We start from the raw sequence: 25678 nt of genomic DNA, 5'->3' as shown, positions 1-25678 counted from the left end.
ATATCAGCCTATACAAGGGAATAGATGAAAAAAAGCAAACCATTTTACATAGGTGTTTCTGTCGCGTTTTTGCTTAGTGCCAGCACTATGCTTGCAAAAAACAGTTACGATGACAACTTGACAACGAAACTACAGGCTGTTGCCAAGTTTACGAAAGTTGTCAATACAGTAGAAAGATACTATGTCGATCCACTCAATATCGAGGAGATTATCAACAAAGCGATTGCCGGGCTTTTGAGCAATCTTGACGCACATTCGGCCTACCTTGACAAAAAACATTATAAAGAACTGCAGATACAAACACGAGGAGAGTTTGGAGGGCTTGGCATCACTGTGGGCATGAGAGATGGGGCACTTACGGTTATTGCACCACTGGAAGGAACTCCTGCAGATAAAGCTGGCCTCAAAGCAGGCGATATCATTCTAAAAATAAACGATAAATCCACTTTGGATATGACACTTGATGAAGCCGTTAACCTTATGCGAGGCAAGCCCGGTACAAAAATCAAACTCACAATTTTTCGAAAAGGAACAGCGAAGCCTTTCGTCGTCGAAATCACTCGTGCGATAATCAAAGTACAATCGGTCTATGCAAAACATATCCTAAATCCCGAATACCTCTATCTTCGAATCACCAATTTCGATAAAAAAGTGGTCCATGATGTAAAAAAATATCTCAAAGCCAATCCTAAAACGAAAGGGATCGTTATAGATCTTAGAAACAATCCAGGCGGTCTACTCGATCAAGCAGTGGGACTTTCTGACCTTTTTATCGACAAAGGAGTGATCGTATCGCAAAAAGGACGGATAAAATCAGAAAATAGAGTCTATAAAGCACACAGCATAGGAACGATCAAAGATACTCCCATTGTTGTACTCGTCAATGGTGGAAGCGCAAGTGCCAGTGAAATCGTCAGCGGTGCATTGCAAGACCATCACAGGGCTGTGATCGTTGGAGAAAAAACCTTTGGGAAAGGAAGCGTACAAGTTATCTTGCCGATCGATAAAGATGAGGCGATCAAACTTACTATAGCAAGATACTACCTTCCAAGCGGAAGAACTATTCAGGCAAAAGGTATTACACCTGATATTACGGTTTACCCAGGAAAAGTAGAGAAAAAAGAGGATGAGTTCATGATTAAAGAGGCCGAGCTCAAAGCACACCTCAAAAGTGAACTAGAAAAGATAGAAGGCAAAAAACCTAAAAAAGAGACGAAAAAAGAGCAAAAGAACCTCATTGATGAAACAGCACTATACAATGACGCGCAACTCAAAGAGGCTTATGACATTCTTAAAGCCTTGATTATAGCTAAGGAGCATAAATGAAAAAAACAGAGCTTTTGTATGAAGGTAAAGCAAAAAAGATATGGAAAACGGATGATGAAAATATATTAATAGCCGAATTCAAGGACTCCCTCACCGCCTTTGATGCACAAAAAAAATCCGAAGAAGCTGGAAAAGGTGCACTCAATTGTAAAATAAGCGCCAATCTTTTCAAACTTTTGGAAGAACAAGGCATCAAAACCCACTTTGTAGAATGTATCAGTGAAAATGAGATGGTTATCAAAAAAGCAGAAATGATCATGATCGAAGTGGTTGTGCGCAATATTGCCACTGGATCGTTAACAAAAAGGCTTGGGATTCCTGATGGAACAAAGCTTCCTTTTGCCTTGGTCGAATTTTACTACAAAAATGATGCACTTCATGACCCTTTGATCAATGATGAGCACGCACTCATTTTGGAACTTGTCGATCATGAAAGCGAATTGGAAGAGTTGAAACGCCTGGGTCGAGAGATCAACGTGGTCCTCAAAAGTTTCTTCGATAAAGCAAACCTCAACCTAGTAGATTTTAAAGTAGAATTTGGAAAAGATAGTGAAGGTAACATTATCCTTGCAGACGAGATTAGTCCAGACAGCTGTCGATTCTGGGATAAAACCAGTGGCGAAAAACTGGACAAAGATCTTTTCAGACATGATCTTGGCAATGTAAAAGTGGCATACGAAGAGGTGTTAAAAAGAATTACAAAGGTGATGCAATGAAAGCGATAGTCAATATCTATTTGAAAGAGGGTGTTCTCGATCCTCAAGGGAAAGCTGTTCATCATGCACTGCAGCAGCTCGGTTTTCGAAACGTGGAAGATGTCCGTGTGGGAAAACAGATCGTACTGCAACTCTCAGGTACAATGAGTGAAGAGGAGGCAAAAAAAGAGGTTGAGCAGATGTGTGAAAAACTTCTTGCAAATACTGTTATAGAAGATTACGATATAGAGATAGTACGATGAAAGTAGCCATCATACGTTTTCCAGGGACAAACTGCGAGTTCGATACCGATTATGCTTTTTCACTTATCGGTGCTCAAACCCAAATCGTATGGCATAAACACGACTCCCTTCCTCAAAATACGGACCTTGTAGTATTGCCTGGAGGATTTAGTTACGGCGATTATCTCAGAAGCGGTGCTATCGCAAGATTCAGTCCTATTATGAAAGCGGTCGTTGAATTTGCCAAAAAAGGAGGCTATGTTCTTGGGATTTGTAATGGTTTTCAAATCCTTTTGGAGTCTCACCTTCTGCCAGGTGCAATGAAACGCAATGAAAACCTTCATTTTGTCTCCAAATTTCAATATATTAAAGTTCTCAATAACAACAATGCCTTCTTAAAAAAATTACAAATAGGCGATATCCTCAATATCCCCATCGCTCATGCGGAAGGAAACTATTATGTGGAGCCAGAAAAATTGAAACAGATGTATGAGAATCAACAAGTACTTCTACAATATTGCGATAAAGATGGTGACTATGACAATCCAAACGGTAGTATTGATGCGATTGCCGGGATATGCAATGAAACAAAAAACGTTTTTGGATTAATGCCCCACCCTGAGCGTGCCTGTGAAAAAATCCTGGGGAGTGATGATGGCATAAAAATGATAGAAGGATTTCTCCATTAAACGACTCATACTCTTTTTGGGTCTTCTTTTTTTTCAACTTCACGCCGCTACTTCATTGGCGAAATGGGATAAAGTCCCTGACTCTCTGTTTGTCGGGGAGATCTTCCCAGTTACAATCAAATTTTTTATCCCTGGTTTAACTCCCGAAGATCAGATTCCTATGGTATTCCAAAATGAACTGAATCTACAGATGCGATACAGTGAAGAACCTTTGCAAATAGTTGATGGCTATGCCGTTAAAAAGATCTATTTCAAAGTGACGGGGGTGCCTGCTAAACTCCCAGATGTCATATTCTCTTTTCAAGAGATCCGACAAAGACTGACAGGCCTCCCTCTTCAAGTAAAACAGCTCAATGCACCGGAAAATTTTTGCCATGTCTTAGCAAAGAGGCTTGATATAAAAGAGTTTGATTCTGTCCAGTATGACCGTACATCTAATCTCATTTTGATGCGCATCGTCGGATTGTACGCAAATCTTGAAGATTTTAAACTCCCTTTTGCAAGACTCCAAAAAATCAAAGAGATAAATGAATCGTTTCCAGTCATGGATATTCTTTACTACGCGATATTGCCTTCGCATTTTTCACAGCTTCGATTCCATTATTTCGACCCTGACGCTAGAGAGTTTAAACTGATAAGTATTCCTATCATTGTCAAAGACGAGATTGTCAGTACACAATCAGATATCAATCCTACCGAGGATAAAAGCCGTTTTACCAAAATAGCTCTTCTGGGAATGTTTGGCATACTCTTCTTGCTCTATGGAATATGGAAAAGAGGTATTTTCTGGATACTTTTGGCCGTTGTAATGCTTGGATATATGGGATATTTGTTGATTCCTGCGGAAAAAGTGTGCATTAAAAAAGGGAGTAAGATATATATATTGCCTACGAAACAGAGTACCATTTTCAAGATTAATAATAAAAAAAATAGTTTCTTCAAACTTAATGAAGCAAATGGATATATAAAAATAATGCTTCCAGATAAAAAAATAGGATGGGTCAAAGAAGATGATGTTTGCAAAGATTAGAGGTATATACGCAGCTTTTATAATTGTACTAATGGTTACTTTGAATATTCTTACTTTTATCATTTTCCCAAAAAAACAGTATAAATCGATAAAACGATTCTTTACGAAAGCAATCCTTTTTCTTCTTGGCATAAATGTAGTGACAGAAGGGGAACCAGATCCCGATGCAAAAATGATAATCATGAATCATTCAAGCCTCATCGATATACCGGTAATTGAATCTGTCTATCCATGGGATATGGTCTGGATTGCAAAAAAAGAACTCTTCGACACCCCCTTTTTCGGTCTTCTCTTAAAACTTCCCGGAAATATTCGCCTAGATCGGGAAGATAGAAAATCTTTGATACATCTTCTTAAAGAGTCTAAAGAGAAATCGAAAAAGAAGACGATTGCGATTTTTCCAGAAGGAACTCGTGCCAGAGGAGACAAACTACTCCCCTTCAAACCGGGAGCAAAGATCATAGCGGAAAAACTAAAACTAAAAGTCCAACCTATTGTCATCGTTTGTGCAAGAAAACGTTTCGATAGCAAAACATTAGAACTCAATCCGGGCACCATCAAAGTGATCTACATGCCAAGCTTCTATCCAGATCCGCAAGATGAATGGTTCAAAGAGCTTCGCCATAAAATGCAAGAAACAGTAGACAAAGGAAAATCTCGACTCTGCCCATAAGCATTCTTTAAACTTAATATTATATAATGAAAATAATCCAAATTTTTATCTAAGGGTATTATTGTGCGTTATGCACTTATACTTTTTTTCATTTCCATTTTTTTGTTCGCCCAAGATGAACAGCTCCTGGACCTGGATATAGAAGAGCTAGGGGCAATCGAAATAACCAAAGTATCTACAGCTTCAAAATATACACAATCTATATTAAAAGCTCCCGCAGACATTATCGTTATCAATGAAGAGGAAATTCAAGAAGGCCCTTACCAAACATTGGGTGAGCTTTTACAAAGTATTAATGGTTTTTACTTCAGTAATGATCATGCATATGGATATATGGGTTTCCACGGATATGGAATGTTTGGAGATTGGGGCTCAAAATTCATTATATTGGTTGATGGTTTTCGGTTAAATGATAATATCTTCTCCTCAAGTTTTTTCCAAAACGGAAGTTTACTTGATCTTGACAATATTCAGCGAATAGAAATAATTAGAAATCCTTCTTCATCTTTGTATGGCTCCAATGCTTTTTTAGCTATTGTTAATATCATTACAAAACAAAACGATTCTAGAGTATCATTACTGTATGGGAGCAAAGATGAGAAAAAGGCTCTCTTGTCTTATAGTATAAATAACTTTCAAATATTTAGTTCTGTTTTTGATCGAAAAGGAATAGATACTTATTATTCATATTCCTTACAAAAAAATTTTTATGCGAATGATCGAGAATATGCAAAAAAAATATATTTCAAATATGCTTTAAGCGATACATTAACACTTCATGGTGGTTACGTCAAAAGAAAAAAATATGACCCTACTTTTCCATGGAATGTCATTCCCGGATCCGAACAATATAATATTGATGAAAGAATTATATTTGGATATTCTTATAGAAAAGACTATGATACCATAACACTACAAAATAGATTTTCCTATAATATCTATCAATATGAAGGATCTTTTTTATATGATACAGGTCCATGGATTGATACAGCTAAAAATAGTTGGATCGATTTTGAAACCATAGCAATCCAAAAATTGGATAGATTGAGATTTCTCCTAGGGTTTGATATTGTTTATTCATTAGAAAATAGACAAATAGCCAACAGTAATTCCATTAAAATACTCGATACAAATCACAGAGATCACAAAAAAGCGCTCTTTTCTCAATTCGAGTACTACAACGGACCATCCAATTTTTCATTTGGTATCCGGTATGATCATATAGACAATAGGGGAGAAAAACTCTCACCAAGATGTGCTTATATATTTTCAATCGATGAAATGTCCTCAATTAAATTTCTTTTTTCCACTGCTTTTCGAGTTCCAAATTCATATGAACTGTATTATAGTGATGATCCAAATTTTTCAGGAAAAAGAGATATTAGACCGGAAACTGCATACAATTATGAAATTCTATATCAAACAATACATGATAATTGGAAATTCAGTACTTCTTTATTCTACACTAAAATTGAAGATCTTATCATACAAAAAGATTCGTCACCACTTGAATATACTAATATACCTTATATTACATCACAAGGCTTTGACTGCAATTTTCGAATTAACTACATGAATTTTTCATATGATTTCGGATATACATATACCTATGCCAAAGATTATCTAGGTAGTTGGCTTATAAATGCTCCAAAGCATATGTTCGATTTCAAAACTATTTATCATAAAAACCATTTCAATATTATGTTTTGGATTGATTACCTTTCCAAAATCAAATCATGGCAACGGACACTCAATAATAGAATCATTCCCCATTTCACATTACAACATCAAAATAGAAGATTTAAATTCAAATTATCAATAGATAATATTTTCAATACCCATTATAAAACGCCTGTTGGGAAAGAGCATCTACAAGATTTTAATTCCGATCATGGTAGAACAGTACGTATCAATATAGGATATAAATTTTGAAAAAGATACTTTTCAGTATTCTCTTCACTCTCTTCCTTTTTGCGAAAAGTGCAAATATAGATGATATTAAAGTAGCATACATATATAATTTTTTAAAATATATACAATGGAAGAATGTGTCAACAATTCATTTATGCATTGATCCAAATTTACCATACGCAAAAAAATTGAGAATATTAGAAAAAAGAAGAGTTCAAGAAGGAAAGATTATTTTACACTATCTTCAAGATATAGATGCATGTAACGTCGTAGTCACTAATGATCAGAAACTTGTTCATCAAATTGTAAATAGAGACAACAAAATCCTGCTTATCACTGATGGTGAAAATTTAGGAAAATTAGGAGGTATGATTAATTTAGTACAAATAGGCAAAAACATCCGTTTTGAAGTCAACTTAAACAGTATAAAAAAATCTCGTATAAAAATCAGTTCACGACTATTACGTCTAGCTGTTAGAAAGTATTGAATTATGGGACTCGCTAAAACATTTCAAAAAAATTTTTTAAAAAATGCCATACTATCCATAACAATATCTATAATAGCAATTGCCATTTTTTTATTTAATAGTGCAATAAATGATTTCAGGGAAAAAGTAGAAAATATGACGAAGATCTACGGCGATTATATAAAAGACGCTTTAGTTTTCAAAGATATACAATACATACAAGACAGTTTTCCTTTAATTTTAGGATTTAAGGATGTAAAGAATGTAGTTGTTTACACACATGATGGACAAATTTTATATCCTAGATCTTTTCCTCTTCATCATCAATCTATCAATTCTCCTACATTTGATGATTTTGATCTGTACTTCCCTCTATCCATATATGATGACAACAACAACTATTTAGGTAAAATCATTTTAGTTGCCTCATTCCAACGACAATTGCACAATATTATTATAGAATTAATTACGATTATATTTATAATTGTAACTATTTCTGTAATCGCTTTATATAATATTAGAAAATTTACTAAAAGTAATATAATTATACCTCTTGAAAGACTCAATAAAAAAGTTTTGCACTATTATGAAGAGCGCTTTGATAAAAAAATTAAAAAGAGAATCGATAATGAAATCGGCTCACTTACTAACAATTTTCATGAACTTTTCAAAATGCTCACACAATATGAAGTTAAACTTATAAAAAGAGCAAATTTTGATCTTCTTACAGGATTATACAATCGTTCTTTTCTTGAAACGAAATTACGCGATTTAATTACAAAAAATATTCCGTTTTATCTTCTTTTTATCGATATCGATAATTTCAAAACTATTAATGATACGAAAGGACATAATGTTGGTGATGAAATATTAAAAAATTTCGCAAATCGTATTAGAAATATTTTAAGAAAAGATGATATCTTTGCAAGAGTCGGTGGGGATGAATTTGTTATTATTATCCAAAACATAGATAGTCCCAAAATCATAACAAAAATTGTCGATAAAATTTTTCACAAATTACAGCCCCCTATAGTCCTCTCCCCATCCAAAAATATGTACCATATTTCTATAAGCATTGGTATTGTTGAGTTTCCTAAAGATGGGAAAAGTGTTGAAGATATTCTAAAAAATGCTGATATTGCAATGTATCGTTCAAAAGAACGAGGCAAAAATAGATTCTCTTTTTTCAATAAACAGCTTGCAGATAAAGTTGAATCTAAATTTATATTGGAACATGAACTAAAAATTGCAATACAAAAAGATCAATTCTTAATCTATTATCAACCACAAATTGATGCACGATCTAACAAACTTATTGGAGCAGAAGCACTTATTCGATGGAAACATCCCCAAAAAGGGATACTGACTCCCTATCATTTCATTCCACTTGCAGAAGAGCGTAATTTGATTCAACAAATTGATCAAATAGTCTTTTCTCATGTTGTCCAGGATATTAAAGAGTGGAAAGAGCGCTATGGATTTTCACAAAAAATTGCTATCAATATCTCTGCTAACCATTTTGCACAAAGTAATTTCTATTACAAATTCACAAACCTAATTCAGAAAAATGGTATTGATACATCTTCGATTGAGTTAGAAATTACAGAGACATCCATTATGCAAAACCTAGAAACTACTTTACGAATGCTCAAAAAACTGCATGATCATGGATTTTCCATCTCTATCGATGATTTTGGTACTGGGTACTCCTCACTTTTTTACATCAAAAAATTTCCTGTTGATAAGATTAAAATAGATAAAACATTCATCGATGATATTGTAAAAAATAAAGATGATAGAATTATTGTACATGCAATTGTAGAGATTGCTAAAGGTCTTGGTTATAAAATCATTGCTGAAGGGGTAGAAGATCAAGAACAGTTGGATATATTACTTGATCTTGATTGCCATCTGATTCAAGGATACTATTTTGATAAACCGCTTTGTAAAGACGATTTTGAAAAAAAATGGCTAATCTAGAGCTACTCTGAAATTTCTATAATTTTATCACTGCACCATTTTGCCAGTTCAAGGTCATGTGTAATCAATAAAATACCTACTCGATCCAAAAATTGCAAAAGTGTTTTCATGACTTTGAGTTGTGTGACATTATCTAGTGCACTTGTCGGCTCATCAGCAAGTAACAGTTTTGGCTTCATCAAAATTGCTCTTAAAATGGAACACCGCTGCAACTGTCCACCTGAAATTTCATGAGGATATTTATTTAAAATCTCTTTTTCGATATCCATGCTTTTTGCCAACTCTTCAAGACCTTCCAAAGAAGCCACATCCTTAATTTGTTCCAAAATTGTATATGTTGGATGAAAAGAGCTATAGGGATCTTGAAAAATGGTGGATAGTTTTTGGGCCCGGATAGTACCACTCCATGGTTTTAAAAAACCGCTAATAAGTTCAAAAAGCGTGCTTTTTCCGATTCCACTTGGTCCAACAATAGAGACCAATTCCCCTTTTTGGACACTTATGGAAAAGTTGGAAAAGAGTGGCCTATCTTTGGTATACCCAAAAGTCAGATCCTCAATCTCTAAAACTTTTTCCATGAAGCAATTAGGCTTTTTTGACAAATTCGCTTTTTAACTTCATTGCACCAAAACCTGGGATTTTGCAGTCAATATTGTGATCGCCTTCACAAAGTCTGATATTTTTCACTTTCGTTCCAGCTTTTACGGAACCACTTGCTCCTTTGACCTTCAAATCTTTCATCACTACGACGGTATCGCCATCTTGCAAAATATTGCCATGTGCGTCTTTGACAATGAGCCCCTCCTCTTTGTACTCTTTGTCAAATTCGAATCCACATTCAGGACAGATAAAGAGTTCTCCATCTTCGTAAACATATTCGCTTTCGCATTTTGGACACTTTGGTATGTTCATAACATCTCCTTTAAACTAATTTTTTGTACAAAGTGGTTCCTTGAATATTGATCTGTTTAAAAAGATCCATATCTTTGGGTATCTGTTCCGCATGGCCTAAAAATAGATATCCTCCGGGCTTGAGCATAGAATAGTATGTCGAAAGTATACTCTTTCTTGCCTTTGAACTGAAATAGATAAGCATATTTCTAGAAAATATGATATCGAACACTCCAAGGCGCCTCATAGCGTAATAGTCCATGACATTGATATTGTGAAATTCAACATTGTTTACAAATTCTTTATCGATAAGATACCCATCTTCCATCTTATGAAAATAAGTATCAAGATAGGTTTTTGGAACGGCCATAACACTTCGTGAATTATAAACTCCTTTTTTCGCCATTTGCAAAATGAAAGAGTTGATATCGATTCCTACAAGAGAAAAATCTCTTTTGTGAAAAACGGGTGATTCCTGTTTAATGACCATGGCTATCGTATAAATCTCCTCACCAGAAGAGCATGGTGAAGAGAGAATGTTTATCGTATCGCTAGATGGACGTACTGTATCAAGTTCTGGCAATACATACTTGACCAACACGTCAAATTGGTGTTTTTCTCTAAAAAAATAGCTTTCATTGATCGTAATGATATTGATAAAGTCTTGCAAAATGGCCCTATCTTGAAGTGCATGGAAAAAATCCGAAAAAAGATCGAAATCATTTTCTTTCATAAAATTTTCTATTTTTCTTTTATATACAGTCGTTAGAATATCATCCTCTATGAAAATACCGGTTTTTTCATCGATATAATCGCGGATTTTTTTCAATTCATCCAAGTTCAGCATCTTTGTTCCTGCTTAACAAACGATATTTTTCTAAGAGTTTTTTCTGAAGCGCTTCTGTGTATTTTTTGATTGATTCACATTCCAAATGGTTTACGATAAGCTCTATCTGTTGCAAAGAAGGTTCATAATCCTCAAGCATGTCACTTATATCAAAAGTCTCACAGCAATTGATGATGAATGAAAATGTTTTTTCTTGCAAGTAAGTATTCCTACACTGTAACAACTGCTTTAATAGTTTCCGATCTTCATTACGTTTAAGACACTCTAATCTTGAAAAAAGATATTCTACGAACTTTTCAATTTTTCCGTTTTGTTGATGTCTTAAAAGATTTTTCAAAAGAAAATAGTACTCTTTATGACTTATCATATAGTCGATCGCTGCATAGATATTGTCTTGATGATATTTTTGGAAATTTTCAATATAATCCCTTGCTTCATCAAACTCTTTGAAACGTATGATTTTTTGTGTTTGTACCCCTTTTTTAAAACCCATTATCTTTTCTCTCCAAAACGAAGTATCTCTTTCACTATTTCATGAAAAGGAAGTATCTTTACAACGCCCCCTCTTGCAAAAGCCTCTTTAGGCATACCATATACTATAGAGCTCTTTTCATCCTGGGCGATGGTCAAAGCGCCTGCCTTTTTAAGTTCAACCATTCCTAAAGCACCATCACTCCCGATTCCCGTCAGCAAAACGGCCAATATATGTTTAGGATCAAAAACATCTTTTGCACTCAGGAACATCGCATCGACACTAGGAGTGAAAAGTTCTTCTCTATTTTTATTTTTCAGTTGTATTACAATATTATGCCCATCCTTCCCAAAACACATATGCCGGCCGCTCTTTGCTATGTACATCGTTCCCGGATACAATTTCATACCATCTTCGGCTTCTGTAACATGCACAGCGCTGTGTTCATCAAGTCTTTTTGCATAGGAAGCAGAAAAATGCATAGGGAAGTGTAAAACAACGCATATCGGATAAGGATAAGCCTTAGGCAATACCATTGCAATCTTTTCTATAAATTCTGGACCCCCTGTGGAAGCACCAATCAAGACACATTTTTGCGGCGTCATTGCCGTATCTGGCCCTCGCCATATATTTTGTATTTATATGTTGTCAAGTCATTAATTCCCATGGGACCTCTTGCATGAAGTTTATTGGTAGAAATACCCACTTCAGCACCAAATCCGAACACACCTCCATCGGTAAATCTTGTGGAAGCGTTTACATATACACATGCAGCATCCACTTCATTCATAAATTTTTCAGCCGTGGTATAGTTTTCTGTTACAATCGCTTCGCTATGACCACTTCCATATTTTCTGATATGTTCTATCGCTTCTTCTACACCATCCACAACCTTGATAGAGAGAATATTTTCAAGATATTCCGTATGAAAATCCTCTTCGCTTGCCGTTTCAATATCAGGCAAAACCTCCTTCGTTAATGCACACCCTTTAAGTGTTGTCATATGAGGCTTAAATGCTTCATAGAGTTTCAAAAGAATCTCATCTTTTATCGCATAATCTACCAAAAGTGTCTCCATGGCGTTACATACACCTGGACGTTGTACTTTTGCATTAACCGCAATCGCGACCGCTTTATCAAAATCTGCATCCTTATCGATATAGGTGTGACATAAACCTTTATCATGTTTAACAACCGGTACGGTTGCATTTTCGCTCACATATCGTATGAGACCTTCTCCTCCTCGTGGAATGATAAGATCCACATATTTATCCATCTTGATCAATTTTTCGACGCCTTCTCTGCTATAGTCGGGAAGAAGTGAAACAAGTTCTTTAGGAAGATCGTTTTTTTCAAGAACCGCTTGAATAGTTTCTGCTATCGCCTCATTGGAGTTTTTTGCCTCTTTTCCACCTTTTAAAATAGAGACATTTCCGGATTTGAAGCACAAAGCCGCTGCATCACTGGTAACATTTGGTCTGGATTCGTAGATTATGCCTATGACACCTATTGGTATAGAAACCTTCTCGATGCGAAGTCCATTGTCCAGGACCCACCCATCCAGTACTCTACCGACAGGATCTTTCAACATGGCAATTTCTCTAACAGACTCTGCCATTGAACGAACTCTCTTTTCATCTAAAAAGAGTCTATCGATCAAAGCCGAAGAGAGGTTCATCTCCCTGGCAAGTGCCATATCTTTTTCATTCGCTGCCAATATTTTGTTACTATTTTTTTCAATGTCATCAGCTATTTGCAACAAAACAGATTTTTTCTTTGCTCCATCGATTCGTAGAAGTTCAGATGCTGATGCTTTTGCCTTTTTCAAAAAATGCTCCATATTCCCTCCTTAACCTATAACCTTCTGTAATGTCGCATACTCAGGCAAAGTTTGAGCATACTCCTTGTCAACAGTTCCATCAATTTTGACAATATCTCTTGCAATAAACAGTGCTTTTTCATTTGGTTTTTGTTCTGTTTTAAAATTTTTCAATAATTTGATCATCTCCACGCTAAAATTCCAATTTTCGAACATTAAGATCGCCACTTCTATTGAATCTTCACCTATTCGTTCCTTTTCGATGCCATCTAATATATTGAGTCTTAACGCTTCTTTGATAGGTTGTATGCTGTGTTCCATGGCGTAATTGGAAAGGATAACCTTTGATACGTCGCATAAAAATGCAGTGGTGGAAACTAAAAATTTATCCTTTTTTACCGGTACCAACTCTTTTGCGATACTACTTTTTAAAACGGACATTTTCATAAATTGATCTGGATTTATACCATAAAAATCGAGATTGAATTGCAACATCTGTTCCACAGTGGATGCAAGAGCAAATTCAATGATTTGATCCAGGCCAAATAGAACAACAGCTTGCCTTATATCATGAATCTCTCTTGGAAAACCGTAATAAGGAGAGTTGGCCGTTTTTAAAATATCAGCAACCAGATTGGGATCTTTGTTGATGACTTGTTCAATGTCATGGGCGTTGTACATATCTGAATAGTACAACTCCTGCAATTCATTGACAACATTTGGTATAGGCGGAAGCTGCTCGATTTTTTGTAGTATCTCTTCAATCATCTCCATTCCTTTCCAAAAGGTGAATAATGCTTAACTTCGGATTTTTTCCGTGAATAATCTCATACACTTCACGCGCTATAGGAACATATATCGAGTGTTCTTTTGCTATCTCTATAATCGCCTCAACCGTATATACACCTTCAGCCACTTCACCAAGATCGTTGAGTATCCTTTGGAGATCTTTTCCTAGGGCAAGACCCAAACCGACTCTGTAATTTCTTGAAAGGGTACTACTTGCAGTCAAGAAAAGATCTCCTGCTCCACTCAGTCCCAAAAAGGTTCTCATTCTCGCACCAAAATGGCTTGCAAAACGCTCCATCTCCACCAGACCTCTTGCCAAAAGTGCAGCTCTTGCATTGTTGCCAAGTTTCAAGCCGTCACATATGCCGCTAGCTATCGCAATGACGTTTTTGTACGCACCTGCAATCTCTGCACCGACAACATCATCATCCACATAGGCTTTCATAAAATCAGGAAACATCTGTGCATACGTTTTAGCCAAAATCTCGTTACTTGAACTCACCACTACGGCTGTAGGAAGCCCTTTTTGCACTTCTGCTGCAAAAGAGGGACCGGAAAGAACGGCTAAATGTTCTTGAGGAATAAACTGCTGCAAAATTTCGTTCAAAAATTTCTTCTTTTTTATATCAATTCCCTTTGAAGCAAGAAGGACTTTATGATCCTTTCTTAATGGATGTTTTTCCAGCCATGGTCCGATTACTTGGGCAGGCAAGACAAGAATCAGATACTCTAGACGTAAAATCTCTTCTAAAGAGACGAAATTTTTCAAATCATGATAATGTCTACTAGTAATATAGACATCATTTTTCTTTGAAAGAGCAAAATGTAGAGCACTACCCCATTTGCCAGCTCCTATGATGCCCAATTTCATTCTTTTTTCTCCTCAAGTATTTGTTCAAAATGCTCGATTTTTTCTCGTTTGCCAATGACCACCAGTATATCCTCTGCATCGATTTTGTGATTGATTCCTCTCGTGACAAACGTAAAATGATCTCCAAGCTCTTTATCGACGATACCAATAAGTAAAATATCATACTCTTTTGAAAAATTGATCTCTTTGATGTTGACTCCATCCAAAAAAGAGCCTTTCGGTACAACAATCTCTTTGAATATGATATTTGGATCTTTTAGAAGGATATGATCAAACGCCTCGGCAACTGCGGGTTTTTCAACTAAAAAAAACATTCTGTTTGCTGCTGCCTCCATCGTATCTATCACTCTGTCAGCTCCTGCAAGATGGAGTTTCCGTTCACTCTCTTTCGACTCACAAAGAGCGAAAACTTGGACATGATGAAAAAGCGCTTTGAATGTTATAGTCAAATATATATTCTTTTCTTCCTCATCATACGCACAAAAAATTTTTTCGAATCCATAATCAAAAAGGAGATCTGTCAATTTTTCATCATCATCGATATCAATCAAGAAGAGATTTTCTATATCGTGCATTGAAGCTCTTTTCAATGCCTCTTTACTCTCATCGACAACATACACCTCATATCCCCCGGATAAAAGGCTCTGTGCTATCTGTTCCCCATAACGGCCATATCCAAACAGAAGGATCTTATCTTTCTTTTCAGACATATTTGAGACTACTTTCTATGATGTAGGATTTAAAGCTACTTATACTGATACTGTATCCCATAATAACGATGACATCATTGGCTCGTAAAACAAAATCCTCCTTAGGATTGAAAATAAACTCTGATTTCAAATATTTTATCTTCTTTTCTGGATGGTATCGAACAACACCCAAAATTAAAATTTTAAACCGATTCACCTCGATCTCGCCTATCGTTCTGTTTTCCAAAAAAGAACCCTCCGTAACTTCGATCTGATCACAAAGAGCATTTTTTCGTGCAGTTAAAATATCGTTGATTGCTTGAAGTGCTATTGGCTGTTCAAGTATCAACGAGGAAAAATAACCAGAAGTCAAATAGGGTGAAATAACTTCATCCACACCGGCAAGTTTTAGTTTTTTATAGGAGTTATTATCGACAGTCCTCGAAAGCAAATAGACTTTTTTACTGAAACTTCTGACATTTAATGCGATATAGATGTTGTGCATATCGCTATTTGTCAATAGAAGAACCGCTTTAACCTTATCAAAGTCTATGGTCTTAAAGGCATTTTTCTTCGTTGCATCTTCTGCGATTGCCAATTTTCCTTGTAACAGTAGTGACTCCACCACTTTCTTATCTTGATCGATAATAATAAAAGGGTGTTTTTCAAGTTCAAGCCGTTTGATGAAGAGTTGTGCCATATTTGTATATCCGCATATGATATAAAAATCTGCCAATTTTTTAATTGTATGCCGTACACGATTGTTCCTTACCTGTTCAAGCTGTTCGCTAAAAGCAGAGACGATAATCGATGTAGCAAATGAGATCATCCCAACACCGATCAAAATAATAATCATGGTAATACTTCGCCCCTCATGGGTTACGGGGGTGATATCACCAAAACCCACTGTCGATATCGTCACCAGTGCCCAGTAAAACGCGTCGAACAATGAATTGATATTAGGATTGACTCGATCTTCAAATACATAAAGGCTGATACCAGAAACCAAAATCACAAAAGCCATCAGCATAAAAAGGGTATAAAGCTCTATCTTTTTAGTAGCGATCACCTGGAAAAAATGGGTAAGATTATGGGAGTATCGTAGAAGTTTGAATACCCTAAAAAGTATGAATATTCTTAAGATTCTCACTTCTCTGTAACTTGGTAATATGGCCAAAAGATCAACGATAGCCAATGGAGAGAAGATATATTCAAGTTTCGATGTGATAATCTGTTTCAATACTTTTTTCGTATCAAACTCTTTATCAAGAAAAAGTGACTCTTCGTACTCTTCGAGTATAATTTTATGTATATCGTTATAGACCCATAAACGCAATATATACTCAATCAGGAAAATACCCGTAACGAAATAGACATCGTAATAATATAAAATTTTTGAGATTGGTGAAGTGACTTCATGAATTATAATTATCACACTGCTGATAATCAGAAAGACCATAAACAGATCGAAATATTTTTTATATGTATAATCATCGTTGTTTAGAAGATTCCAAAAAAAGAGTTTTATTTTTTTATATCGCGGAGAGTTGTCTAGCAAAAATGCTAGATCTATGAGGAGCTTGGAGAAACTCAAGAGAGCTTCTTCCTCAGAAGTTCATTGACGAGTTTTGGATCGGCTTTCCCTTTACTCGCTTTCATAACTTGTCCCACAAAGAATCCAAAGAGTTTCTCTTTTCCAGCTTTATATTCGGCAACTTTATCCTCATTATTAGCCAATATTTCATCTATCATGGCTTCAATAGCACCCGTATCGCTTATCTGTTTCAAACCAAGTTTATCGATTGCTTCATCCACGTCGATGCTGTTTTCCATCAAGAAATCAAGCACATCTTTAGCCGCTTTTCCACTGATAGTTTTATCTTCGATTCGCTGAACAAGCTTCGCAAGTTTTTTCGCATCAACCGGAGATGTAGTAATATCCAGTCCAGCTTTATTGAGGCGTGCTGCAAGTTCTACGGTAAGCCATGTCACGGCATTTTTGGCATCAATCCCCTCTTCCATCATAGACTCAAAATATTGTGCAGTCTCCAAAGAAGAAGCGATCAACGCTGCATCATATGGTTTGATACCATACTCTTGAACAAACCTCTCCTCTTTCTCATCTGGAAGTTCTGGAATATTTTTTGTCTCTTCATAAAAACTTTCAGGAATTACAAGTGGCAAAAGATCTGGATCAGGGAAATACCGATAGTCTGCACTCTCTTCTTTTCCTCGCATACTTCGTGTAACACCTTTTTGCGAGTCAAAAAGTCTCGTCTCTTGTACTACTTCTTGATCGTAGACGCCATCTTCCCACGCTTCGATATGTCGCTCTACCTCATACTCGATCGCTCTTTGTATAAATCGGAAGGAGTTGAGGTTTTTTATCTCTACTCGAGTATAGAGTTTCTCATCCCCTTTTGGTCGGATAGAAACATTTGCATCGCACCTGAACGATCCTTCTTGCATATTTGCATCACTGATATCAAGATAACGTACAATTGCGTGTAACTTTTTTAGATACTGCACCGCCTCTTCACTGCTCCTGATATCTGGTTCACTGACTATTTCCAAAAGCGGTGTTCCAGCTCGATTGAGATCCACTTTACTGTGATCCCCTTCATGGATATTTTTCCCAGCATCTTCTTCAAGATGTGCTCTTGTGATACCTATCTTTCTCTTTGTACCATCCTCTTTATCAACAAAAAGATATCCATTTTCAACAATCGGTATTTCGAATTGGCTGATTTGATACCCTTTTGGAAGATCTGGATAGAAGTAGTTTTTTCTGTTGAAAATAGATTTTTTATTAATCGTTGCGTTGATAGCCCATCCAAACATCATCGCTTTTTTTACTGCTTCTTCATTGATTACTGGCAAGGCGCCAGGGAGTGCTAAACATGTAGGACAGGTGTTTTTATTCTGCTCGTCTGCGAAACTCGTCGCACAGGCACAAAACATTTTTGTTTTTGTATTAAGCTGAACATGTACTTCAAGGCCAATAACTACCTCAAACTCCATAAAAATCCTTTGATTTTTTCTTTTGATTGTACTCAAAAGTTGATAAAATGGGCATTAATCAAAGATGATTCCATCTATGTAATACCAGACGCCATCCTCTTTTACAAATCTACTTCTCTCATGTAAGATGAAATCATCTATATATGCTTTGAATTCTACAAAGGCTTCTTGATCATTTTGCACACAATCGAGTATTTCGAGCTTTTTAAATCTATATTCACAAAACGCTTTTATCTCGTCTTCACATATCTGTTTCGATGGATGTTCGGTTTTGAGAATATACCTATAGTTTTTTGTCGCATATGCACTGTATCTACTCTTCATAAGTTCCAGAGCCGAATTTGCACTTTTACCTTTGTGTAAAAGCATACAACACTTTTTATATTTTCTATTACTGCCACATGGACAAGGCTTGTTGGCAAAACTTTTCATGAAAAGTACCTAATCGATGCAAAACCAGCCGCTTTAGCTCTCAACACTCTTCGTATCTCTTTATGACCCACTATACCACCAAGAGCAATGATCTTTTTTGGATACTTTTTACATACTTTTCGAAGCTGCCTGACTCCCTTTGGCTCTCCTTTCCCGGGAGTAGAGAAAATGGGACTGTACGTGACAAAATCGGCTCCAAGTCTTACAGCTTTTTCAATCTCTTCTTCAGAGTGTGTACTCACAATCGTAAAAATTCCTAGCCTTTTAGTCAAAAGAATTTTCTCGAAACTGTCAGAGGGAATATGAATGCCAAGAAATGGATATCTTTTTGCAAGTTTTAGATCGGAATGTACAATAGGAATAGAGCCATATATACTGGCTATTTGTAAAAGTGCGAGTGCTTTTCTTTTTTGAAAATCTGTTTTGTCCCGATATAGCAAAAAAATGGGGGTATGTTTCCGAAATACACTGTGCAGATAAACTTTAAAAGCTATAGAACTTTTTCCATACTGCGATGGATCTGTTATGAGATAGGAAAAAAATCCATCAAGATTCTTTTTCATTCTTTTGGTACTCCAATTTTTGGAGAATATCTAAGGCAATAAGAACCAATTCCAACATAACAATCCAAAAAAGCCAAAAGCAAAAAATGAGCAAAGAAGACATCAGGGCGATGGGAAGGTCTATAGGGTATAAAGAGGTAAAAACAAGAAACAAGGAAAGAGCCATGAGCGCCCAGAAGACACCCATGAGAAAATGTACAGCGGCCCGTAGGAGCTTTTTACTCATCAATTATAGGGACTCTTCGTGAAGCAAGACTGCTCCTGCAAGATATACATATGTCAAAATCATGAAGATAAATGTTTGCAAAAATGCCGAAAATGTCATCAATGCAAATCCTGGCAATGGTACAATCCAAGGTGCGAGCATCAAAAGAACCCATACAAAAAGGTCATCCCCTTTGATATTCCCAAAAAGCCGGAACGACAAAGAGATGATTCGAGAGATGTGAGATACGATTTCTATAGGAAACATAAGTGGTGCCAAAAGCTTCACTGGTCCTGCAAAATGGGCAAAATAGTGGATAACACCGTTTTTTCTGATTCCTTCAAAATTGTAATAGATGAAAACGATAAGAGCAAGCGCAAGTGTAAAGTTGATATTGCCTGAAGGTGGTTCAAATCCAGGAATAATCTCCATTAAGTTCGCAAAAAAGATAAAAAGACCCAAAGTAGCCACAAGAGGCAGATATTTTTTCGCATAACTTTCACCAATTACATCCCGTCCCATTGCTACAACACCTTCCAGGTATGCTTCCATAACATTTTGACAACCTGTGGGAACAACCTGCAATCTCTTTGTAGCAAGTTTTGCTACAATAAGTGTCAAAAGTGCTGCTAGGAACATATGAGAAACAAACAAAAAGGTATGGTTTTCCGAAATCACACCAAAGAACGTAAAGATTCCCTCCATTCTTTCTCCTATTTAAAGTTTTGCTAATTTTACCCAAAACTTCCTTAAGAAACGACTAAATGCTCTTGTCCCAGCCGGTACAATACAAAGTCATATTTCAGTGGATCTTCCGGGTCGAACTTTTTTAACGATTGGGTCAGCAAGTAAGCCGCATAAAGATCTTGTGTTTTTCTATCTAAAAGACCAAGTTTATGTCCAATATGAAAAGTGTGCGTATCAAGAGGTATGATGAGATCACTTGGATCCACTTCGTTCCACAATCCCATATCGAGATGGTCTTTTCGAACCATCCATCGCAAAAACATATGCCACCGTTTATATGCTCCTATCTCTTTCATCTTGTTTGGAGGCGGTATCTTCCCGATTAGAAAACGATATCCCCTGGACCGATAGGAGTTCGCTTCATAAATTCTTCGAATCACTGAAGATATACCATCCATTACATTTTTGTTTTTCTTATAGGCATCCATAAAGATATCCTCAAGAGAATCGATGGAATGCAAAGCAAGAAAAAGATTCGCCACATCTTGTGATGTTTGAAAACGGTAATAGGGAAACTTTTTTTGATCCAATGGGTTTTCGTGCAGTAGCGAAAAATCGAGTCTATCCAAAAAAGAAACGATCTGTTTTGCACTGCCGTATGAGAAAAGGGCGCAAGCAAGTGCTATCTTCTCATTTTTATAGCGAGAAGCTATCAATAACGGGTCAGGTTTTTCATAGGAGAGTTCCTTTGCAGTATCTCGTTTTTTATACTCCTCATCCAGTAACTTTTTCAGGCTCAAAACTTGAAGTTTTCTCCCAGATAAAACTTTCTCACCATCGGATCTTTTGCAACTTCCATTGAGCTGCCACTAGCCAGAATCTCACCATCCTTCAAAACATACGCCCTATCACACACAGAAAGTGTTTCACGTACATTGTGATCGGTAATTAAAATTCCTATACCCGATTTCTTCAGTTCATTGATCACTTTTTGAATATCTGCTACAGCTATAGGATCCACTCCAGCAAAAGGCTCATCAAGAAGTAAAAATTTCGGTTTCATCACCAGTGATCTTGCAATTTCACATCTTCTTCGCTCTCCACCACTTAACGCAATTCCTTTCCTATGACGGATTGGTTCAATGCCAAAGAGTTCCAAGAGATCTTCAACGATTTTTTCCCGCTCTTGAACCGAGTCATATGCGGATTCTGCCGCGATATAAAGATTCTCTTCGACTGTCAAATCTTTAAAAACGCTAGACTCTTGTGGAAGATATCCTATCCCCTTTCTTGCTTTTTCGTGCAGTGGAAGTTTTGTGATATCATCCCCATCCATCTCGACCGTTCCTTTCGTTGGATGAATGAGACCGCATATCATATAAAATGTTGTTGTCTTCCCAGCGCCATTTGGACCTAGCAGTCCCACTACTTCTGAACTCTGTACTTCTAGAGTAACACCTCTAACGATCGGTTTTTTCTTTATCTCTTTGTATAACCCTTGTGCAACTAATCGATGCATCGATACTCTCTTTTCTCTTTTTTTGGAATAATCTCTATTTCCAAATATTCATATCCCAGTTCTTGTAAGAAATTTTTAAGATTCTCATCAGGCCATTCGATAAAATGGTATCCAGGTTTTTCAAGTTCCTCAAATAATCCAAGTTCCATGAATTTTGCAAATCCTGCATTGTACAGATCATAATGGTAAATTGCCTCCCCGTACACCTGTTGGATTGAAAATGTAGGAGAGGTCACACCATTTCGCCCCATTTTCTGGGCGAAAGCTTTTACCAAAGTTGTTTTTCCCGCACCAAGATCGCCATTTAACAAGATGATGTTTTTCCCACTTTTTTGAATGCATTCTATAATAGGTTCCAAATGATTTTCATCCAATTCATAGACCATGAGACAACTCTTTTGATGTTTGAATTATCTGATCCAATTTTTCTTGCGCTCTTTTAGTCTCTATCGCTTCTCTTGCCATCTCTATCCCCTCGGCGATCGATGAAACTTTTCCATCGGCATAGAGTGCTGCTCCAGCATTTAGTAGTACCATATCTCTTTTTGGCCCTAATTCCTCTCCACTCAATATCGCTCGAGTTATTTTGGCATTATGAATGGCATCACCACCGAGAATGGAGTCAAAAGAGGCTCTTTGCAGCCCAAAATCTTCAGGAGCTATTTCATAGTATGTAATATGACCTTCATTCAACTCCGCCACATAGGTTCTTCCACTGATGCTTATCTCATCCATTCCCTCTTCACTAGCTACCACAAGTGCCCTTTTCGCACCAAGCTCTCTCAAAGCCTCTGCCAATTTCGGCACAAACTCTTTATCAAAAACACCCAACAGATACTTTTTCGCTCCTGCGGGATTCGTCAATGGTCCTAAAATATTGAATATCGTTCTATGGGAAATGCTTTTTCGAATGGGCATAATATGTTTCATGACAGGATGGTGATTTTTGGCGAAAATAAAACAAAACCCGCACCTTTGTAGCATTTCTACCTGTTTTTCTGGGGTTAAATCAAGTTCAATTCCGAGAGTTTCAAGCATATCGGCACTTCCGCTTTTACTGGTAACACTTCTGTTGCCATGTTTTGCCACATAACAACCTAGTGATGGTAACAAAAGAGCGACGGTACTGGAAACATTAAAACTCCCACTCTTATCGCCACCTGTTCCTACCACATCGATCAATTTTTCCTGTACATCTTCGGTAATGGGAAGTTTGATAGAATGCTCCCTCATTATTTTTGCCGCTTGTGCTATTTCTTGGGCACTCTCCCCTTTTTCATACAATTTGATCAAAAAATCTTTTGCTTCATTTTCGTTCAATTCGTTATTGAATAGTTTTTCAAACATTATATCTCCTCGACATATTCACTCATTCTTGCTTTTGGTACATTCTTTGTTGTGGGAATTGCCAAAACTTTGTAGCTTTTGTCCCCTTTGAGGTATTTGATGGTAATGATGTCCCCTATTTTGACATCTTTGCTCGCTTTAGCCAACAGACCATTAAGCAGAACGACTTCATTTTTGATCATATCTTGTGCAACGCTTCTTCTTTTTACTATATTGACCGCATTCATAAACTTATCGATTCGCACCCTTCAAACTCCAATAACGCTTTTTTTATTTCAATACCACCATTATAGCCTCCGATTCCTTGTTTTGAAATAACTCTATGACAAGGCACAACGATGGCATAAGGATTGCGTTTCATGATCTGACCTACAGCTTGGGCCGCTTTTGCGTTGCCGCTACGTTTTGCAACCTCCTGATATGATAGACATGCTCCAAAAGGAATATCTTGTACTACTTCTCTCACTATTTTAGAAAAACTGTTTTTGGCTTCAATCAATGGCAGTGTGAACGGGTGGACATTTTTTGCAAAATACCCCTCGAACCACTCTTTCGTTTTTACGACCAATTCGTTCTCTTTCGATGTCTCTTTATGTATCGTAAAATGAATATGAACAATTTCCTTTTTGTTTGCCAAAATCTCTATCGTTCCAATAGGCGAATCGAAATACCCTCTATATAATCCCGAACTTTTTGATAAACGACTCATCAATATCTAAAATTCCTCTTTTTCTTAGATCCTCTATCACCTTTTTATCGCACACCACATCTGGTGGCCACTCTCTATTAAAATTATCGATTTTCGGATCTTTATTGGTCCCGTCTATCATAATAAATGGCTCCAAGATCACATCTCTTTGTGCATCGATATTATTTACGACTCTCCAAACCAACATATACGGATTATCGAGATCATCAAATTCATTTACAATAATTAATACTTTACAATTTTTTTGCAAGGAGCCAAGTTTTTCAAAAAGCTCAAGAACACTTTTCTCTTTTTTATAAGAAGCAACGGCAATTGGATTTTTGGTATCTGTCATATACTGTTTTACATCCAAAAAGTTGCTATCAATGCTTTGCAATTTATCAAGAAGTTCTTCATCATCTATAAGCTCTTCCACTCCCTCTTTTACCTCTTCACCAGTTGCATCAATCCCAAGTTTTCCACCCTCAAACTGCTTTGGACTGGAGTGATCGAGATGATCTACCACTCCCTCACTTATCAATAGCCGATCCGGTGAAATTCGCTCACAGATATATTTGGCAATTGCTTCATAATCTGTCAAATGGGGAGCATCTTTATCCACAAATATTGCATGTTTTACGAAACTCATCTGCCCCACTCCCCAAAAGGCATGCATAAACTGCTTTGCATGTGCTGGATAACGAACATCCATTTTTGCCAAGATGAGGTTGTGAAAGACTCCATTTTCGGGCATATGATAATCGATCAAGTCGCTTGCAGTCGTTTTGAGAAGCGGCAAAAATATCCGCTCGGTTCCCCAGCCCATATATTTATCTTCCAGTGGTGGTTTTCCGACGACAGTAGCTGTGAAGACTGGATTCTTTTTGGCTGTAATTTTTGTCACTTCCATGACTGGAAAGGATTCTGGCAATGTATAGTACCCGGTATGATCTCCAAACGGACCCTCTATAGCGAAACTATTTGGATCTACATATCCTTCAATCACAAAATCCACATCTTTTGGTATCCAGATATCGTTAGTGAGCGACTTTACTAGTTCTGGATTTTCATTACGTATAAATCCGTACAGAAGCAGTTCAAATACCTTTGGTGGCATCGGAGCCTGCCCACACCAAATGTAGAGTGGGTCGCCACCGATAGCAACCGTCACCGGCATCTTTTTCCCAGCTTTTTTATATTCATGAAAAAAATGGGCCCCATCTTTATGAATCTGCCAGTGCATACCAAGGCGCATATCATCATAGACTTGCAAGCGGTACATCCCAACGTTTTGCACATTAGAATGCAAATCTTTTGTATAAACCTGTCCAGTAGTTATAAATTTTCCGCCATCCAAAGGCCACGTTTTTAAAACTGGTAAATCATGCAAAGAATCGATCTCAATCTCTTGACACTCACCTTTTTGAGATACTCTTTTTGGAAAAACGTTTTTAAGTTTAAAAAGCATTGATAAAAGATCAAATTTTTCTCTCCAACTAGATGGTGGCTTCAGATGCAAAAGCTCTTCTATCTCTTTGGCGATTTCATCAGGATGTTTTCCAAGAATTTTTGACGTTAATTCAAAATTGGCAAAAATATTCATCAAAATTGGATAATCATACTTTTTATCCAATTTCCTATCTACCGGATTGGTAAAAAGAATGGGCTTGGAATCAGCTTTTTTTACTTCTATATAGGCAATATGTGGAATTTCAAGATTGACATCAAGCTCTTCTTCGATAATTTTCAGACCACCCTCATTTTTTAAAATATCGATCAAATCCATACAAAAGCCTTTTTGATTGTATTGTAACAAAGCAGAAAT

30 protein-coding genes are annotated in these 25678 nt (G+C 36.6%); 9 read left to right on the top strand and 21 right to left on the bottom strand.

Annotation, left to right across the window (positions count from 1 at the left end):
- The first annotated feature begins 24 nt into the window (after positions 1 to 24).
- The 9 genes from NIS_RS04755 to NIS_RS04715 all read left to right on the top strand — a co-directional run bounded on the left by NIS_RS04755 (position 25) and on the right by NIS_RS04715 (position 9013).
- Complete coding sequence (locus NIS_RS04755) at positions 25 to 1326, top strand: S41 family peptidase (protein ID WP_012082250.1); 1302 nt, start codon at positions 25 to 27, stop codon at positions 1324 to 1326.
- Positions 1323 to 2042 (top strand): phosphoribosylaminoimidazolesuccinocarboxamide synthase, encoded by a 720-nt coding sequence (gene purC / locus NIS_RS04750; RefSeq protein WP_012082249.1) that lies wholly within the window; start codon positions 1323 to 1325, stop codon positions 2040 to 2042. Before NIS_RS04755 ends, purC begins: the two co-directional genes overlap by 4 nt.
- Positions 2039 to 2284 carry a phosphoribosylformylglycinamidine synthase subunit PurS gene (purS, locus tag NIS_RS04745; RefSeq protein ID WP_012082248.1) on the top strand — a complete coding sequence of 82 codons (246 nt, stop codon included), beginning with the start codon at positions 2039 to 2041 and terminating at the stop codon, positions 2282 to 2284. The genes purC and purS overlap by 4 nt, the downstream gene beginning before the upstream one ends.
- Positions 2281 to 2952, top strand: coding sequence for a phosphoribosylformylglycinamidine synthase subunit PurQ (gene purQ, locus NIS_RS04740; RefSeq protein WP_012082247.1), 672 nt, complete (start codon positions 2281 to 2283; stop codon positions 2950 to 2952). Before purS ends, purQ begins: the two co-directional genes overlap by 4 nt.
- A gap of 160 nt (positions 2953 to 3112) precedes the next feature.
- Positions 3113 to 3982: a hypothetical protein gene (locus NIS_RS04735; RefSeq protein WP_158297270.1), complete on the top strand. Its 870-nt coding sequence runs from the start codon at positions 3113 to 3115 to the stop codon at positions 3980 to 3982.
- Complete coding sequence (locus tag NIS_RS04730; protein WP_012082245.1) at positions 3966 to 4655, top strand: lysophospholipid acyltransferase family protein; 690 nt, start codon at positions 3966 to 3968, stop codon at positions 4653 to 4655. Before NIS_RS04735 ends, NIS_RS04730 begins: the two co-directional genes overlap by 17 nt.
- Before the next feature lie 63 nt (positions 4656 to 4718).
- Positions 4719 to 6587, top strand: a complete 1869-nt coding sequence (locus NIS_RS04725) for a TonB-dependent receptor plug domain-containing protein (protein ID WP_012082244.1) — start codon at positions 4719 to 4721, stop codon at positions 6585 to 6587.
- Positions 6584 to 7054 (top strand): YfiR family protein, encoded by a 471-nt coding sequence (locus NIS_RS04720; protein ID WP_012082243.1) that lies wholly within the window; start codon positions 6584 to 6586, stop codon positions 7052 to 7054. Before NIS_RS04725 ends, NIS_RS04720 begins: the two co-directional genes overlap by 4 nt.
- A 3-nt stretch (positions 7055 to 7057) precedes the next feature.
- Positions 7058 to 9013: a putative bifunctional diguanylate cyclase/phosphodiesterase gene (locus NIS_RS04715; RefSeq protein WP_012082242.1), complete on the top strand. Its 1956-nt coding sequence runs from the start codon at positions 7058 to 7060 to the stop codon at positions 9011 to 9013.
- A gap of 2 nt (positions 9014 to 9015) precedes the next feature.
- Here NIS_RS04715 and NIS_RS04710 read toward each other — a convergent pair whose 3' ends face one another.
- From NIS_RS04710 to NIS_RS04605, 21 genes are all read right to left on the bottom strand, one after another.
- Entirely contained in the window at positions 9016 to 9591 is a 576-nt protein-coding gene (locus tag NIS_RS04710) for an ATP-binding cassette domain-containing protein (protein WP_041354019.1), read from the bottom strand.
- Positions 9592 to 9598: 7 nt separating this feature from the next.
- The gene (locus NIS_RS04705) at positions 9599 to 9925 is read right to left on the bottom strand and encodes a zinc ribbon domain-containing protein YjdM (RefSeq protein WP_012082240.1); all 327 of its coding nucleotides are present in this window, start codon (positions 9923 to 9925) and stop codon (positions 9599 to 9601) included.
- Positions 9926 to 9935: 10 nt separating this feature from the next.
- Complete coding sequence (locus NIS_RS04700) at positions 9936 to 10751, bottom strand: CheR family methyltransferase (protein WP_012082239.1); 816 nt, start codon at positions 10749 to 10751, stop codon at positions 9936 to 9938.
- Positions 10735 to 11244, bottom strand: a complete 510-nt coding sequence (locus NIS_RS04695; protein WP_012082238.1) for a hypothetical protein — start codon at positions 11242 to 11244, stop codon at positions 10735 to 10737. Before NIS_RS04695 ends, NIS_RS04700 begins: the two co-directional genes overlap by 17 nt.
- Positions 11244 to 11828, bottom strand: a complete 585-nt coding sequence (locus NIS_RS04690; protein ID WP_012082237.1) for a CheB methylesterase domain-containing protein — start codon at positions 11826 to 11828, stop codon at positions 11244 to 11246. Before NIS_RS04690 ends, NIS_RS04695 begins: the two co-directional genes overlap by 1 nt.
- A complete protein-coding gene (locus NIS_RS04685) occupies positions 11825 to 13063 on the bottom strand; it encodes a glutamate-5-semialdehyde dehydrogenase (protein ID WP_012082236.1) in 1239 nt (412 codons plus the stop codon). The genes NIS_RS04690 and NIS_RS04685 overlap by 4 nt, the downstream gene beginning before the upstream one ends.
- 9 nt (positions 13064 to 13072) lie before the next feature.
- Complete coding sequence (locus NIS_RS04680) at positions 13073 to 13810, bottom strand: HDOD domain-containing protein (protein ID WP_012082235.1); 738 nt, start codon at positions 13808 to 13810, stop codon at positions 13073 to 13075.
- A complete protein-coding gene (locus tag NIS_RS04675) occupies positions 13803 to 14702 on the bottom strand; it encodes an NAD(P)H-dependent glycerol-3-phosphate dehydrogenase (RefSeq protein ID WP_012082234.1) in 900 nt (299 codons plus the stop codon). Before NIS_RS04675 ends, NIS_RS04680 begins: the two co-directional genes overlap by 8 nt.
- Positions 14699 to 15412: a potassium channel family protein gene (locus NIS_RS04670; protein ID WP_012082233.1), complete on the bottom strand. Its 714-nt coding sequence runs from the start codon at positions 15410 to 15412 to the stop codon at positions 14699 to 14701. Before NIS_RS04670 ends, NIS_RS04675 begins: the two co-directional genes overlap by 4 nt.
- Positions 15405 to 16985, bottom strand: coding sequence for a potassium channel protein (locus NIS_RS04665; RefSeq protein WP_012082232.1), 1581 nt, complete (start codon positions 16983 to 16985; stop codon positions 15405 to 15407). Before NIS_RS04665 ends, NIS_RS04670 begins: the two co-directional genes overlap by 8 nt.
- A complete protein-coding gene (gatB, locus tag NIS_RS04660; RefSeq protein ID WP_012082231.1) occupies positions 16982 to 18412 on the bottom strand; it encodes an Asp-tRNA(Asn)/Glu-tRNA(Gln) amidotransferase subunit GatB in 1431 nt (476 codons plus the stop codon). Before gatB ends, NIS_RS04665 begins: the two co-directional genes overlap by 4 nt.
- A gap of 54 nt (positions 18413 to 18466) precedes the next feature.
- A complete protein-coding gene (locus NIS_RS04655; RefSeq protein ID WP_012082230.1) occupies positions 18467 to 18844 on the bottom strand; it encodes a YchJ family protein in 378 nt (125 codons plus the stop codon).
- A complete protein-coding gene (locus NIS_RS04650) occupies positions 18841 to 19407 on the bottom strand; it encodes a thiamine phosphate synthase (RefSeq protein WP_012082229.1) in 567 nt (188 codons plus the stop codon). Before NIS_RS04650 ends, NIS_RS04655 begins: the two co-directional genes overlap by 4 nt.
- 229 nt (positions 19408 to 19636) lie before the next feature.
- Positions 19637 to 20317 (bottom strand): F0F1 ATP synthase subunit A, encoded by a 681-nt coding sequence (locus NIS_RS04640; RefSeq protein ID WP_012082228.1) that lies wholly within the window; start codon positions 20315 to 20317, stop codon positions 19637 to 19639.
- A 44-nt stretch (positions 20318 to 20361) separates the two neighbouring features.
- The gene (locus NIS_RS04635; protein ID WP_012082227.1) at positions 20362 to 21099 is read right to left on the bottom strand and encodes a TIGR02757 family protein; all 738 of its coding nucleotides are present in this window, start codon (positions 21097 to 21099) and stop codon (positions 20362 to 20364) included.
- On the bottom strand, positions 21096 to 21818 hold the full coding sequence (lptB, locus tag NIS_RS04630) for an LPS export ABC transporter ATP-binding protein (protein WP_012082226.1): 723 nt from the start codon (positions 21816 to 21818) through the stop codon (positions 21096 to 21098). Before lptB ends, NIS_RS04635 begins: the two co-directional genes overlap by 4 nt.
- Positions 21806 to 22204 (bottom strand): tRNA (adenosine(37)-N6)-threonylcarbamoyltransferase complex ATPase subunit type 1 TsaE, encoded by a 399-nt coding sequence (tsaE, locus tag NIS_RS04625; RefSeq protein WP_012082225.1) that lies wholly within the window; start codon positions 22202 to 22204, stop codon positions 21806 to 21808. Before tsaE ends, lptB begins: the two co-directional genes overlap by 13 nt.
- Positions 22194 to 23165: an anthranilate phosphoribosyltransferase gene (gene trpD / locus NIS_RS04620; RefSeq protein ID WP_012082224.1), complete on the bottom strand. Its 972-nt coding sequence runs from the start codon at positions 23163 to 23165 to the stop codon at positions 22194 to 22196. The genes tsaE and trpD overlap by 11 nt, the downstream gene beginning before the upstream one ends.
- A complete protein-coding gene (locus NIS_RS04615) occupies positions 23165 to 23410 on the bottom strand; it encodes an RNA-binding S4 domain-containing protein (protein ID WP_012082223.1) in 246 nt (81 codons plus the stop codon). The genes trpD and NIS_RS04615 overlap by 1 nt, the downstream gene beginning before the upstream one ends.
- Positions 23389 to 23874: a methylated-DNA--[protein]-cysteine S-methyltransferase gene (locus tag NIS_RS04610; RefSeq protein WP_012082222.1), complete on the bottom strand. Its 486-nt coding sequence runs from the start codon at positions 23872 to 23874 to the stop codon at positions 23389 to 23391. The genes NIS_RS04615 and NIS_RS04610 overlap by 22 nt, the downstream gene beginning before the upstream one ends.
- Positions 23840 to 25639, bottom strand: a complete 1800-nt coding sequence (locus NIS_RS04605) for a menaquinone biosynthesis decarboxylase (RefSeq protein ID WP_012082221.1) — start codon at positions 25637 to 25639, stop codon at positions 23840 to 23842. The genes NIS_RS04610 and NIS_RS04605 overlap by 35 nt, the downstream gene beginning before the upstream one ends.
- Positions 25640 to 25678 lie beyond the last annotated feature (39 nt).

This window comes from Nitratiruptor sp. SB155-2 (genome assembly GCF_000010325.1).
In the GTDB taxonomy this organism is placed as follows: Bacteria; Campylobacterota; Campylobacteria; order Campylobacterales; family Nitratiruptoraceae; genus Nitratiruptor.
The sequence above is the reverse complement of the archived record's forward strand: the minus strand, read 5'-3'. Positions and strand labels throughout refer to the sequence as shown.